The organism is Companilactobacillus heilongjiangensis (assembly GCF_000831645.3).
Classification (GTDB): domain Bacteria; phylum Bacillota; class Bacilli; order Lactobacillales; family Lactobacillaceae; genus Companilactobacillus; species Companilactobacillus heilongjiangensis.
In genome coordinates this window covers 16,358-30,349 of the sequence record NZ_CP012559.1, presented here as the reverse complement: position 1 = coordinate 30,349, position 13,992 = coordinate 16,358, and the positions used below count along the sequence as shown (strand labels likewise).

Here is a 13,992-nt window from a genome sequence, read left to right as displayed (position 1 = left end):
TACCTCCTATTTGTTAATTACATAATTCGAGTATCCCATTACTAATAAATCGTTTAGTACATAAACACCTGTAAAGAAAATCTCACTACCTTCTTTGTCATCTGGCATTGGACATTCAACGGTATTGTAATTTAAGCTAAATTCGCAAACACCTGCTAACTTATTTTGATTAAATGGTGTAAAGGCAATCGTTGAGATTCCCCTTAAAGCAATCTCTTTAACTGTATTTACCAATTCACTATTCTCTCCGGTATAAGAGACGACAATTAAAATATCATTTTCTTTAAGACGATGTGAAACTTTAGCTAATTCACTTACGGCTGACGGTAAAGCATATACATTTTTACCGACTAGAAAAAAATTTCTCTGTAATTGATTTGCAATTATTTCTTGAACCCAGCCAGTCGAATAAACATAAATATTAGGTGCATTATCCATCTTTTCATATAGATTATTTATCTTAGTAGTTTCAAACTGGTGGACCGTATAATCAATAGCATTTTTCGTATCCTTAACAAAATTAGTGTTACCCTTTGATGCGATAAATTCTTGATCCTCAGCTAAGATAAATTTCAGCTGGTTAAATCCTGACAATCCAATTTTCCTAGTAAGCCTAAAAACTGCCGATGGTGAAACTAAACATGCCTTGGCCACCTCATTAATATTCATATTAATAACCTTTTTGCTATTATTTAATATGAAACTAATAACTGATTTGTCATTTGGATTCAAATCATCAAAATGTTTATAAATATATGAATCTAATTTCAAATATATCCCCTCCTAATACTTTTATTATGAAGGTTAACAATGTATATTCAAAATCAGCAATATTATTTTCCATTAAATCATCGATAGCATCGTATGAGCATATAATTCGGCATCTTTCATACTAATAGTTGCCTTTTTATCATTAAGTTGAACATCATCAATATTTAATCCTAAATCATCAAATATATCTTTTGAGTCAACTGAAGCGGGATCTACGACGGTAACAGTTATCTTTCCATCATTTGTTTCAATATTTTCAACATTTTCAATAGTTCCCAATGAATCCAAGATTAACAGCGCTCTCTGCTGAATAGGCGTTAAATCTTTAGTAGTAGTTGGTTCAGAATTATTATCTTCTCCAGGTTCAATTGGACCTGATGATAATTCCTGCATCTTTTCAAGAACTTGGGCAACATCCAATCCAACAATAACTTGAATTGCTTTACCGTGTCTTACCACTGCAACTGCTTTATTAGATTTAAACATTTCATCAGATTCAACCTTCTCTGGATCCTTAACAGTAATACGTAATCTTGTAGCACAACTTGTCATATCTTCAATGTTCTTAGTACCACCTAAACCAGAAAGATATGCTTGTGCACGTTCAATATAAGGATTTGATGCATCTGTACCAGTTGCTTTCTTTGACTTATATTCTTTCTTATTAATTAATTTTGTAGCCTCACCTTCAGCCTCACGACCTGGTGTTGCAAAATCAAATTTCTCAATCAAAGTTTTGAATACAACAAAATAAATTAATGCAAAAATTAGTCCAATAATGATTTGAGTAACCCATGTGTGCCAGTGATTTGCCCAAAGTGGAATCCAATCCATACTAATAAACTGAATTAAACCACCATCAAATTGACCAACAACACCAAAAGCATACATAGTTGCATCCATTGTAGCTGCTAGGAATGAGTGAACAAACCATAGTACTGGAGCAGCAAACAAGAATGTAAATTCAACAGGTTCTGTAATACCAGCTGCAATTGAAGTTAATCCAGCGGGAATCAACAAAGCAGCTGTTTGCTTCTTACGGTCTTTTTTGGCCGTAACATAGAATGCGTAACAAATAGCAGGAATACCAAATACTTTTTCATTACCAAACAATTCAAATCCCATTGATGGAGCAAGAGCTTTTAGGGATTGTGTGCTGCCGGCAAAGTCTGCCAAATGATTTAACCAGTATGGTTGTAGACCACCAGCAACAGCAGCTGGACCATATTGGAATGGAATATAAATGAAGTGATGTAGTCCGGTAGGAATAAGTACACGTTGTAAGAAACAATATACCCAAACACCAATAACACCTGTATTCTTCATGAATCCTTGAAGACTTGAAATACCTAACTGAATCTTAGGCCATACAAGACAAGTAACGAAAGCTAAAGCAAACATACTAATAAATCCTAAAATAACAACATATGATGATCCTTGGAAGGTACCTAACCATTCAGGCAACTTCTTATCAAAATATCGGTTGTGTAACCAAACTACAATCCCAGCTACAACTAAGGCACCGACAATACTTGTATCCAGCGTCTTAATCCCGGCAATCATAGTTAAACCACCGTTAGTAGAATTTGCGGTGATATCTTTGGCATAATTATTAACACCAAAGAATGGTCCCCATTGGCTTAACATTCCACCAATAAAGTAATTAAACGTTAGATATGTTACTAACGACTCCAGAGCTGCACGTCCTTGAGATTTCTTAGCCAACCCAATTGGCAAACCAACAACGAATAGTAGCGGAATCTGTCTAAAGATTGTCCAGCCACCTTCTTCAATGGTGAACCAGATGCCATACCAACTTGTCGTTGGTTGAGCTAAGTTATGAAAGATTTCTGGATTAGTGAATAGTGATCCAAAGGCTACAATTAACCCTGCAAATGAGAATAACAAGACAGGAACAAACATTGCAGCACCAAATTTTTGCAATTTCTGCATCATAGTAATTCATCCCACTTCTTTTTAATTTAAAAAAAGAAAGGCTTATTCCACCCTTGTTGAAATAGCCTTTCAATAATTACCAATACTTAAAATCAATTATTTAAGTTCTGGCCAATATTCTTTATTTGCAACAATCATTTCATCCAAAATATCCTTAGCAACACCTGCATCAGGAACTATCTTACATAAACTAAATGCTTGCCATAATTTTGTATATGAGTGTTGTTCCCAAGCATCAACAGCTAATTTCTCAACACTATTTTGTTCTGTAATCATACCCTTTTGGAATGTTGCAGCCTTACCCATTGATAGACGTTCTGGTCCATTTGCACCAAATAGACAAGGTACTTCAACGGTAGCTGTTGGATCAATATTTGAAATAGCACCTTCGTTAGGGATAATAGCTAACATTCTTTGATGTGTGTTATATGCAATGGCTGTACATAAATCAACAATATATGTTGAATGTTCATCTGGTTTAAATTCAGTATCCTTAGCTGTGTTATTTTCAACGATACGTGCACATTCACCGAATACCATCTTTTGACGATGTGCTTCAACTTCGTCTGTTCTTGTATAGTTAGGATCTGAATGCTTTACAACCCATGATGGATACATATAATACTTCAAGTATGTGTTAGGGAGTGTTGTTGGATCTAGTTTATAAACATCTGCAGCTTTCTTAAATGTGCTTTCCCAACTTGCTTCAGTATTCTTATCATAGTCACCGCCAACCCAGTAACCATTCTTAGAAACATATTCTTTCAACTGAGGCATCAAGTCATTACCTTGCTTGTCGCGAACATCTGTCCACCAACCGAAGTGATTTAGACCATAATATCTGAATACCAAATCATTACGATCTTTCTTTCCAAGGATAGCTGCCATTCTATCCATAATATCAATAGGCATATCACAGATATTAATAATCTTTGAGTTTGGTCTTAAACGACGAGTTGCTTCAGCAACAATAGCTGCAGGATTTGAGTAATTAAGCATCCAAGCATTTGGAGAATACTTTTCCATGTAATCAACTAATTGAACAACACCAGGAATTGAACGAAGTCCATATGCAATACCTCCGGGTCCTGTTGTTTCTTGACCAACTACGCCATGTTTTAATGGAATCTTTTCATCAAGGCTACGCATTGCATACTTACCTACACGAATTTGTGCCATAACGAAATCTACATCGGTAAATGCCTCCTCAGGGTCTGTAGTTGCTTCAAATTCAATTTCAGGTGCTCTTTCTTTAACAAGGATAGCAGTTGCATCAGCAATTTTCTTTTGACGTTCTGCGTCATTGTCATAAAACTTTAATTTTCTAAGTGGAAATTTGTCTAAACCATTTAATAATGTCAAAACAATGCCAGGTGTATATGTACTACCACCACCAGCAATCAAAACAGAAAACTTTCTATCATCTTTTGCGTTAACCATGAGATACCCTCCAAATTATATTGAATGACAACTTTTCTAAAAGCGCTTTCATCAATTGACAACTGCATTATTACATCAGAATTACTCGAATTCAATGATTCTAAGACATTAATGGAGGCATTTCGATAATAGAAAACTTTTTCAAAAAGTGAAATATATTTCAAAAAGGTGTTCAATTACTTTAATATCAAGTAATTGAACACCTTTTTAGGTTTAACTTTTAGTTCTTTTTCACTTTATTATTTGCCTTTATATAGACCAAATACGACGTTATCGGCACTGTCCAAATAACTCCTATCGTACAAATCAACGTCGTTAATATTTCCGCAACGACTAACTTATCGTTCAACACTTCAGTAAATTTATATCCTAATGAATGAATAACGAAAAATAATGGGAATGTTGAAGCAAAGAAATTAAACAGCAACGTATTTGTCTGTGTATTCAAAATTTTATTTCCAACTGAGAAGCCATCATCGAAAATTTCAGACGGTGTCAATGTTGGTTTGTTCTCGACGATTTCATTCAAACCGCTGGTAATTGCGACACTTGTTTCCGAAATCACTCCCAAACTATTGATGACAATAATTGAGATTGCTAATTGTGGATATGATATTCCGGCTGCCAAAGAGAATCCTTCGAGCTCATCTTGATTTTCCGCTGCCATCCCTTGAGCACTGGCCCAATATTCCAAAGGAATCATGATCAACAAAATCACGACCATGATCATCAAGGAAGTTTTAAACGCTGTACTGGCAGTGTTGGGATTATCAACGTTCATATAAATTGCCACTACCAAAATAATTATTGAAATGATACATGTTGTAATCAACGCATTGAAGCCGTCCGCAATCAGTATCAATAGCGCAATGATTGAGAAAACATTTATTCCTAAACCAAACAATAATGTGAATCCACGTGTACCTGTGACCAACAGTAGTAAGACAACGAAGGTCAAAAATAAATACAGCATTATTTCACCCTCTTTGTAATTACTTTACTGGCAATAAAACTCGTCACCGGAACTGTCAAAATAATTCCAATGGCACTGATTAAAAGTTGTGTCAGTCCAAGTCCCAAAGTCATTTCGACTGTATAACCGATTGAATTGCCATTGCTTAGGTACAATAAAACCACATTCAAGTTCTCAGCAATCACGATAAATAAGAGGATATTGATCAATGGTCCAATCAATTCCCGCCCGATATTGATACCTGATTTGAACAAAGTTGCTTCTTTAACATTGGCTAATTCTTTTTTCATTTCAATCAATGATGAAGAAATATCCATCGTCTCATCCAAAATAACCCCTAAAACGCTAAAGATAACTTGCGCAAAGAAAACGCCTTTGTACGGTTGCAATTCGAAATCATTCAATTCTACATGCACACCGCTATAACCAGACATATACAATACAAAGACGCTCAAGACTAGAGCTGTAGTCGTTGCAATGACTGTACTTGAGTACGCCATTAACGCTTGATAGCTCGGTCCTAAGATAACTAATAACGCCACTGCCGATATTAATAACGCCGTTATAACGGTCAGCGGTAGCAGAACACTATTGTGTGTTCTAATAATTATATTTAAGAATCCATAAAAAATAATGACATTAATTAAAATACTGATAAATAGCTTCCGTCGGTCGAATTTCATACAATACATTAAGAAAACGACTAAGCCAACAGTAAATACTAGTGCCGTGTCACGCTTCACATTTTTTGGTATATAAGTGTGCCCACTCTTAGTAAGAATAACTTGCTGCCCAGCCGTATATTTAATATCTGTTAACTGAGAATTGTAGTAAGTATTCTTGAAGGAAATTGTTTTTCCCTTGTTATTTGTATTCAGGAGACGACCCGTTACTCGTTGTGTAATCTGAGTATCGGTATTCTTATATTCGTCAGTTGAGGTACTCTTATCAAGTTGCTTTACTTGAGTAACCCTGATAATTGGATCGTGATACATGAAGCTGTCAAAGTATGTTAATCCAGTGACAAATGCCACAATTACTCCGACTAGCAACAGTATTCGTAATTTTTTTTTCATGAACTTGCCTCGAATTTCTCCCCTTTCTACATTATATGTTTTTGCAGAAAATATTTAATATTTTTTTCATTATAAATTTGAGGTTGACAAGATGGTCATGTTGAAATATATTTGAAACATCAAATTTGTTAGGAGATAGACATCATGAAAAATCTAAATTCTCTAAACATCGTAAATAATCGTTGGCAAAGCCGATAACTCAGATTGGTCCGATATGGATTCAGTCTGAATAGGATTGAATCCGTGTCGGCTTATTAAACTATGATAATTTCAAAGCCCGCATGGAAAAATTTTTAACAAATTTAGCCATGTGGGTATTTTATTTATTTAAGGCAATCCCACACTGTATGGGGTTGCCTTTTTAATTTGGGGGATATATACGATGAAACATACGAGAAGACTTTACGTAACACTAATTGCACTAGCAATGTTCTTAATTTTTGCATACTTTTATACCGGACGCGCTGATGACCAGAAACAAAACGCGATTCCAAAAGTTGGGGTTCTCCAACTGATGTCACATCCCGCTTTGGACCAAATCAATAAGGGAATTGATGACACATTAAAGAAAAATGGTTACATTGATGGCAAGAATGTCAAAATTGAATTTCAAAATGCCCAAGGAGATCAAAGTAATCTAAGAACTATCAGTAAACAATTCGTGCAAGATAACGTTGATGTAGCAGTCGGAATTGCCACTCCTTCCGTTCAATCATTGAAGAACGCTACTTCAAAAATTCCAATCGTCATGGGTGCTGTCACTGACCCAGAAGGCGCTGGTATCATCAGCAATAACCAAAAGCCTGGTGGCAATATCACTGGTGTTTCTGATCAAGCTCCACTAGAAGCTCAATTGGAATTAATGAAAAAAGTTATTCCTAATCTAAAATCTATCGGTATTATTTATACATCCAGCGATGCTTCCGCTACTAGCCAAATGAAGAAAATGGAAGCAATCGCCAAGAAACAAGGTTTAACAGTTAAGGTTTCCAGCATCAACTCAGTTAACGATATTCAACAAGTCGGAACAGCTTTAGCACAAGGCGTTCAAACAATCTACGTTCCAACCGACAACACCGTGGCCTCTGGTATGAAATTGCTTTCTTCCATCGCTGCTAAACAAAATATTGCTGTTTTCCCAGCCGCAACTACCATGGTTAAAGATGGCGGACTTGCTACAGTCGGACTCAGCCAATATGAACTCGGTGAAGAAACTGGTAAACATGTCGTTCGCATCTTGGAACACAAAGAGGATCCTGCAACAACACCTGTTACATTTATGAAGAAAGGCCACTTAATGCTCAACGAAAAGATGGCTCAAAAGCTCAATATTCAATTCCCAGATTCACTAGTTAAGGAAGCTCAAAAGAAAGGACAAATCATCAAATGAATTTAATCGTATCTACTATAAGTCAAGGTTTCATCTGGTCCATCATGGCCATCGGGTTATTCATTACCTTTCGGATTTTGGACTTTCCTGATATGACCGTTGAAGGAAGTTTCCCATTAGGTGCCGTCACTGCTATCAGCTTGATTCAAAGCGGTCACTCAACACTTTATTCACTCTTGATTGCCTTTATCTTTGGTTGTTTAGCCGGATTTGCGACCGCATTTCTCTACGCTAAACTCAACGTTCCCATTCTGCTAGCTGGAATCCTAACAATGACTGCCCTTTACTCAATCAACTTGAGAATCTTGGGTAAAGCCAACATGTCACTAACTAAATCAACTAATATCTTTAACCAATTCGGTTTAGATAAATTACCAACCAACTTTAACGGCATCATCTTAGGTATCGTTATTATTGCTTTAATAATCTTCCTATTAATTATCTTTTTAAACACTGAAAAAGGTCAGGCTGTTATCGCAACTGGTGATAACGAAACAATGGCCGCATCCCTTGGTATCAATACAACCGTCATGAAATTTATCGGCTTGATGGTTTCTAACGGAATCGTTGCTTTAACTGGTGGCTTGATTGCCCAACAGAATGGTTTCGCCGACGTCAACATGGGTATCGGTGTCATCGTTATCGGACTTTCTGCCATCATTATCGGTGAAGTTATCTACCCTGACGTTCCATTGAGCGTTCGTCTGATTACCATTGTCATTGGTAGTATCGTCTACCGTTTAATTTTGATGATCGTATTACAATTAGGCTTCAACACCAACGATTTGAAACTTATTTCAGCTATCATCTTGGCTCTTTGCTTGGCATTACCAACAATTCGAGCACAATTCCTACATACTTTGAGAAACGGGGTTAAAACGAAATGAAACCATTACTAGAAATTAAAGACGCCGTTAAAACTATTTACAACGACGATGACAATTTAAACATTTTAAATAACATTAATTTAACCATTAATCCCAAAGATTTCTTAGTTGTCCTCGGAACAAATGGTGCTGGTAAATCAACATTATTGGACGCTATTACCGGAACTAACCAACTAACATCGGGCAAAATTTTGTTAAATGGCGACGACATTACCGGCGAAAACTTAGCCAAACGTAGCCGTCACATCAGCCGAGTTTATCAGGATCCAAAATCTGGTACAGCTCCCAGAATGACCGTGGCTGAAAATCTATTGTTGGCCAAAAGACGTGGCTTACCCAGACGTTTAAGATTACGTAAATTAAATGACCATATGGAAGAATTCAAAAAATTAATTTCAAACTTGCCAACATTGGATAATCGCTTGAATACATTTACTGAAAAGCTCTCAGGTGGTCAAAGACAGACGTTGAGTTTCTTAATGGCAATTATCCAGAAGCCTGAATTACTGCTGTTAGATGAACATACAGCGGCTCTGGATCCACAAACAAGCAAAGACTTGATGGCATTAACTAATCGTATCATTTTGGAAAAAGAACTGACTTGTATGATGATTACACATGACCTTTCGGACGCATTGCAATATGGCAATCGTTTGGTTGTTTTGAAGAAAGGTGAAATTATTTTAGATTTGAATCAGGAAGAAAAGAATAAGTTAACTGAGGCTGACTTGTTGCAGTACTTCTAGAGGATATTAAAAAACGCAATCCAGATTTTGGATTGCGTTTTTCTTTACTCAATTTTGAAAATGTTATTTATAAACGTCAGTAGCTTTAACCCATTCGTTAGTTGCTACACGGAACATTTTTTCACCGTTGATTGTTGCGTATTGGTCTGTGTACCACTTTGAATCACCACTTAAACCACGGTTTGTAATATCTTTACCTTCAATAGTGTAAAGGTGTTTGAAGTCACCACTGTTTGTTGTAACAATGCCTTCTTCCATAGTTGAAACTGGTCTGTTCTTTGTAACCTTAAGTTTAAGGTCCTTGTTGCCACTCTTATCAAACTTGATGTTTGCTTCGTTAGCATTTACAAATGAATAGCCAGCTGGTGCTGAAATTTTTGTATCAAAACTTGCTTTACCATTTAGTTGTTGGTAACCTACTTCATCACCATCTTGATCTACAAACGAAACACGAACTTTTTGTGAGACATAACCACCATGACTACCATGTTTAACTGAGGTATTACTTCCATTATGAGTGGCAGTAGGTGCATTCTTTTTAACGTTGATGATTGCCGCATATGATGTAACTCCACCGTTGGTTTGAGAAGCAATAACCGCATTTTGATCAGGTATAACAGTATATCCTTCGGGAGCTGTAACTTCTCTAGCAGAAACAGTCTCCAGAATATTCTTATTCTTCAAGCTATCAGTCTTAACTTGTTTATTATTTTCATCAACAAAAATAATTTGCACTTCAGAATTATTAACTTTTTGAAGTGTTACTTTACCATTTTTATAGTCCAAAATTTCATATCCTTCAGGAAGAGTTACATTGCCTGCTCTAACCTGTTTTGTTACATCTATTAAGTTGAGCTTGTCTGGCAACGTCTTATCTGTTGTTCCTTTGGGATATTCGACGTCTACCGTAACTCTAGGTACATTGACAACCTTAACATCTAAGCCATTCACATCAGATGCAATGTTGATATCGGTTGAATCAACAGCCAATTTGTAGTTTTCTGGTAAATTCAATTTACTGACGGAGAACTTAGTAGCATCCGGTGTAACATAAATAGATCTTTTAGCCGACCATAAAAATTCACCATCTGTAATTTGCTTTCCATCTGCATCAATATAATGCACACTAATTTCCCTTGTTTCTGGTGCTGGAGATATTACGGGTGGTGTTGCTCCACCATCAGCAGCCATGGCAGTAATGCTACCCACATTCACACTACCTAGAATACTTGAAAACAATAAACCTGTAATAATTAAGCTCTTCCCTAATTTCATCTCATTTTCCTCCGAAAAAAAATTATTCCTTACATTCAATAAGGCAAGAACAATATATTATATCCAAAATATTTTAGCAATAAATAAATCACATATTTAAATTTAGTTGAGTTTTTTATTAATTTAGCTAAAATTAGGTAATTATATTTAACTAGCTTATTTTTATAAATTCGTAATATTTTAATTATGTAAGCGTCAATTTATCAGATTATTTTAATCTAAAAATAATGTATTGGTAACATTCACCAAATCATTATGAAAATTGTAAATTTTCTTTACTAAGTCGATTTTGGGATAAAAAAAAGACCATGAATCATAAATCGATTCACAGTCATTTCTGCAATTAATTTAGGCAATATCTGAAGCTTTTAGCCATTCATTTGTTGCGACACGATAATATTTAACATTATTGATTGTTTGCATTTGATCAGTAGCCCAGGCTGAGCTCTTACCCAAACCACGGTTACTTACTTGTTTACCATTGCCATCATAAAGTGGTGTGTAGTCAACATTCTTAGTTGTAACAGTCTTTCTGTCAGCTTTTTCAGCAGTTGAATTAGTATCAGTATTTTCGTTTGTTTGTGAAACTACAGTTACTTTATCAGCTGGAACCCATTCTGTTGTAGCGACTTGATAATAAGCTTTGCCATTAAGAACTAGTTTGTTGGCTGTCTTCCAATCACTGTTTGCCCCCAATAAACGACTCGTAATAGCCTTGCCATCAACGGTATACAACGTTGTAGCGGACTTTCCAACTCTTACTGTAGCGGTAAATGGTGTGATACCTTCAACATTCTTAGTAACGGTAATCATTTGTGTATTGCCATCACTTTGAAGTGTTAGGTCATTACTGATAACTGTGTAACCTGCAGGGATTTGATCAGCAGTCAAAGTTACTTTGTCACCGACTTTATCACCGAATACTTGAGTTCTTCCGGCTTCAGTTGCGTCAGAAGTTTTGAAAATCACTGTATTTGAAACTTGTCTGTCAACAGGAACGTTATATTCCTTGCCTGCTTCCAAAGTAATTGTCTTATTGGCATCCTTTGGCCATGAGCAACCGGCAGGTAATGTTGAAAATGTGTAGGCATTACCATCGCCACCGTTAATTGTTTCTGTCTTAACTAGGCCATTGTTTTGGTCAACAAAGTTAACTTTGACAGAAATCATTGGTGTAATTTCAACGCCAACACTACCTGTACTACTATCTGTAAAAACTGGTTTTTCACCATCAATTAAAGTATAGCCATCTGGAACCGTTGTAATAGGAGCTCCCACAGTACCAGTTACTTTAGTTGGGGGTATTGGCAGCTGAACCCCTGCTCTATCATAATAAGTCACTGAATTTGTAACATCTTTATCAGCTTGTGTAACGGCAGCTGCATCGTCTGATGCGTGAACTGTTGCGGGCGTAACAATTGTTCCAAGTACCATACCTGAAACCAAAACTCCACTTAATAGTAATGATGTACTCTTTTTCAAAATAAACCCTCCGTATTCTCTTATACTCATTCCTAATATTAGTTTAGTCAAACATATGTTTCAAGCTGATATTAAATATATTATTAAGTCGCTTCCGTCTATTGAAATATGCCGTTTCCAGAGCAGAGAGTATTCATCTGCTGCGCGGTACGATTCAAACCAAAGAGCGGTCTCGAATCTCGGTTGAAGCCTTTCCAAAACCCGGAAAGTCTCCAACACGCCCAGTGGTGTAATGGCTAAAGCCATAACGCCACTTCCGCTGCAGGTAAATACTCTCTGCTCTTCCAACTAATTTATCTTTTTGGATAAATAATCCACTGATTTTTTAGATAAGATACAGCCGAAACAGATTATCTATCAGCACAATATCCGACTTATAAAGTCTATTCCTGCTTTGTTAGGTTCTTAAACGCCAAATCCCTCTGGAATTCCCAATGCCACACGTGCATAACGGCTCATCTTGCCTATATTCCAAACGGGGTACCAGACTAGCTGAATCTCACAGGATTTAATTCCCTCAACTGATTCAGCCGCATTTTTGATTGAATCATGCAACATATCGCTCAAAGGGCAGCCCATTGTCGTTAATGTCATCGTTATAACGGCTCGTTGGTCATTTTCAACTTCTACATCATAAATCAATCCCAAATTAACAATGTCGATACCAAGCTCGGGATCAATGACTTTTTCCAACGCTTCCTTAACTTGATCTTTCTTTTCTACCATATTCAGTATCCTCAATCTTTATTACTTAACTAGAAAAAATCCTTTAGTTGAGCTTTTTCATGGACAAATAGTTTATCCAAAGTTTCAATTTCATCTGTATTTCCGAGAACATTTCCCACTTTAAATGAATCCGTCAATGATTGGTAACCAAACATCGCCTTAGTCAACGTCTGTATATCAACGATTACTTCGGGAATCTCACTGTCGGATTTTTCAATATTGACCACGCCATCTTTCACAGATAACGTCCAGATATGATTATTCCAACTCAAAGAATCATTGACCTCTAAATTGATTGACTCAATATTATCAACTTGCACTGGATAATCAGTGAAGAACTTTTTAATATCAACGATTCGAGCCATTTTGGCTGGCTTAATTTCGACTTTAGCATCTGTTGGATTCGTGGAAAAATTATTAATTCTAAGATTCGTATCTGTTGAATTAATAACAATATCTTTATAAATCGAACGATGTTTATTTATAAAATGTATCAATCCTAAAAAGGTATCTGGTGTCTGATAATACATATCTTGGACGATAAATGTACCGTTATGGAATGCATAACGCATATAACCACGAACTTCATCCGTTGCATCATAGTATACCGCCAATAAATCATCCGGATACCAAAGTGCTAGATTTTTCCACCACCAAGTTTTTCTAGCCACTGTTCCTGATGTATTAACTGACGCAAATAAATCACCAATCACATCTTGAGCTTGGGAGTATTTATAGCGCTTCAATCGACCCATCGAGGGCTTGCTGTAACGAGCCAATTTCGTAAATGGCATAGTTATCTTCAAGTTTTCAAAAACCTGCTCATAACCAAAACGACGGTAATAATCGTAAGAAAATGGTCCCAAATATGACAGTGTTGTACCATTTCGATACATATCAGTGAATGCTTGATCCATCAAGGTATCGACACCGTTACTCTGCATATATTCTGGGGCACTCATGACGTTGGCAATTCCTGACATGTCAAACTCTTTACCGAAGAAATTAACTTTGAAAGGTACACAAGTAATCGATACCTGCAACTGCCCATCATCTTTGATTCCATAAACTTTTGAATGCTCAAATTCACGTTTCAAAAATTCCTTTTCGGCGTCACTTTCAGGCTCATCAAACGAGTAAAAAAACAAATCTCGATACTGCTCATAATCATTTTTATCTAACAAATATGTTGTTTTTGACAAGTTCCTCACCACTTTCTTCAAAACAGTCAATTTAACTGTATTATACAGGGTTCAACAAAAAAGCACCC

12 protein-coding genes are annotated in these 13,992 nt (G+C 36.2%); 3 read left to right on the top strand and 9 right to left on the bottom strand.

All coding sequences use genetic code 11. The features are described from left to right. Nucleotides 1-6 precede the first annotated feature (6 nt). From JP39_RS00125 to JP39_RS00105, 5 genes are all read right to left on the bottom strand, one after another. Complete coding sequence (locus JP39_RS00125; protein ID WP_041499093.1) at nucleotides 7-771, bottom strand: MurR/RpiR family transcriptional regulator; 765 nt, start codon at nucleotides 769-771, stop codon at nucleotides 7-9. 72 nt (nucleotides 772-843) lie between these two features. Further along, nucleotides 844-2,727: an alpha-glucoside-specific PTS transporter subunit IIBC gene (locus JP39_RS00120; protein ID WP_041499091.1), complete on the bottom strand. Its 1,884-nt coding sequence runs from the start codon at nucleotides 2,725-2,727 to the stop codon at nucleotides 844-846. Between the two features lie 96 nt (nucleotides 2,728-2,823). Further along, nucleotides 2,824-4,167 (bottom strand): 6-phospho-alpha-glucosidase, encoded by a 1,344-nt coding sequence (locus JP39_RS00115; RefSeq protein ID WP_041499090.1) that lies wholly within the window; start codon nucleotides 4,165-4,167, stop codon nucleotides 2,824-2,826. A gap of 220 nt (nucleotides 4,168-4,387) precedes the next feature. Beyond that, the gene (locus JP39_RS00110) at nucleotides 4,388-5,140 is read right to left on the bottom strand and encodes a YibE/F family protein (protein WP_041499089.1); all 753 of its coding nucleotides are present in this window, start codon (nucleotides 5,138-5,140) and stop codon (nucleotides 4,388-4,390) included. Then, nucleotides 5,140-6,216, bottom strand: a complete 1,077-nt coding sequence (locus tag JP39_RS00105; RefSeq protein ID WP_041499088.1) for a YibE/F family protein — start codon at nucleotides 6,214-6,216, stop codon at nucleotides 5,140-5,142. Before JP39_RS00105 ends, JP39_RS00110 begins: the two co-directional genes overlap by 1 nt. Nucleotides 6,217-6,598: 382 nt before the next feature. Between JP39_RS00105 and trpX the strand changes: the two genes are divergently transcribed. From trpX to JP39_RS00090, 3 genes are read left to right on the top strand one after another with little or no spacing between them, the layout of a single operon-like run. Then, nucleotides 6,599-7,606, top strand: a complete 1,008-nt coding sequence (gene trpX / locus JP39_RS00100; RefSeq protein ID WP_041499086.1) for a tryptophan ABC transporter substrate-binding protein — start codon at nucleotides 6,599-6,601, stop codon at nucleotides 7,604-7,606. Continuing rightward, on the top strand, nucleotides 7,603-8,493 hold the full coding sequence (locus JP39_RS00095; protein ID WP_041499085.1) for an ABC transporter permease: 891 nt from the start codon (nucleotides 7,603-7,605) through the stop codon (nucleotides 8,491-8,493). Before trpX ends, JP39_RS00095 begins: the two co-directional genes overlap by 4 nt. Beyond that, nucleotides 8,490-9,239 (top strand): ABC transporter ATP-binding protein, encoded by a 750-nt coding sequence (locus tag JP39_RS00090; protein WP_041499084.1) that lies wholly within the window; start codon nucleotides 8,490-8,492, stop codon nucleotides 9,237-9,239. Before JP39_RS00095 ends, JP39_RS00090 begins: the two co-directional genes overlap by 4 nt. A gap of 63 nt (nucleotides 9,240-9,302) precedes the next feature. On the opposite strand, the gene JP39_RS00085 is transcribed toward JP39_RS00090, so the two are convergent. The 4 genes from JP39_RS00085 to JP39_RS00070 all read right to left on the bottom strand — a co-directional run bounded on the left by JP39_RS00085 (nucleotide 9,303) and on the right by JP39_RS00070 (nucleotide 13,924). Then, complete coding sequence (locus JP39_RS00085; RefSeq protein WP_041499083.1) at nucleotides 9,303-10,514, bottom strand: MucBP domain-containing protein; 1,212 nt, start codon at nucleotides 10,512-10,514, stop codon at nucleotides 9,303-9,305. A 348-nt stretch (nucleotides 10,515-10,862) separates the two neighbouring features. Further along, nucleotides 10,863-11,996, bottom strand: a complete 1,134-nt coding sequence (locus JP39_RS00080) for an SLAP domain-containing protein (protein ID WP_041499082.1) — start codon at nucleotides 11,994-11,996, stop codon at nucleotides 10,863-10,865. A 405-nt stretch (nucleotides 11,997-12,401) separates the two neighbouring features. Continuing rightward, complete coding sequence (locus JP39_RS00075) at nucleotides 12,402-12,722, bottom strand: metal-sulfur cluster assembly factor (RefSeq protein WP_041499080.1); 321 nt, start codon at nucleotides 12,720-12,722, stop codon at nucleotides 12,402-12,404. A 29-nt stretch (nucleotides 12,723-12,751) separates the two neighbouring features. Continuing rightward, a complete protein-coding gene (locus JP39_RS00070) occupies nucleotides 12,752-13,924 on the bottom strand; it encodes a GNAT family N-acetyltransferase (protein WP_041499079.1) in 1,173 nt (390 codons plus the stop codon). Between the last annotated feature and the right edge of the window lie 68 nt (nucleotides 13,925-13,992).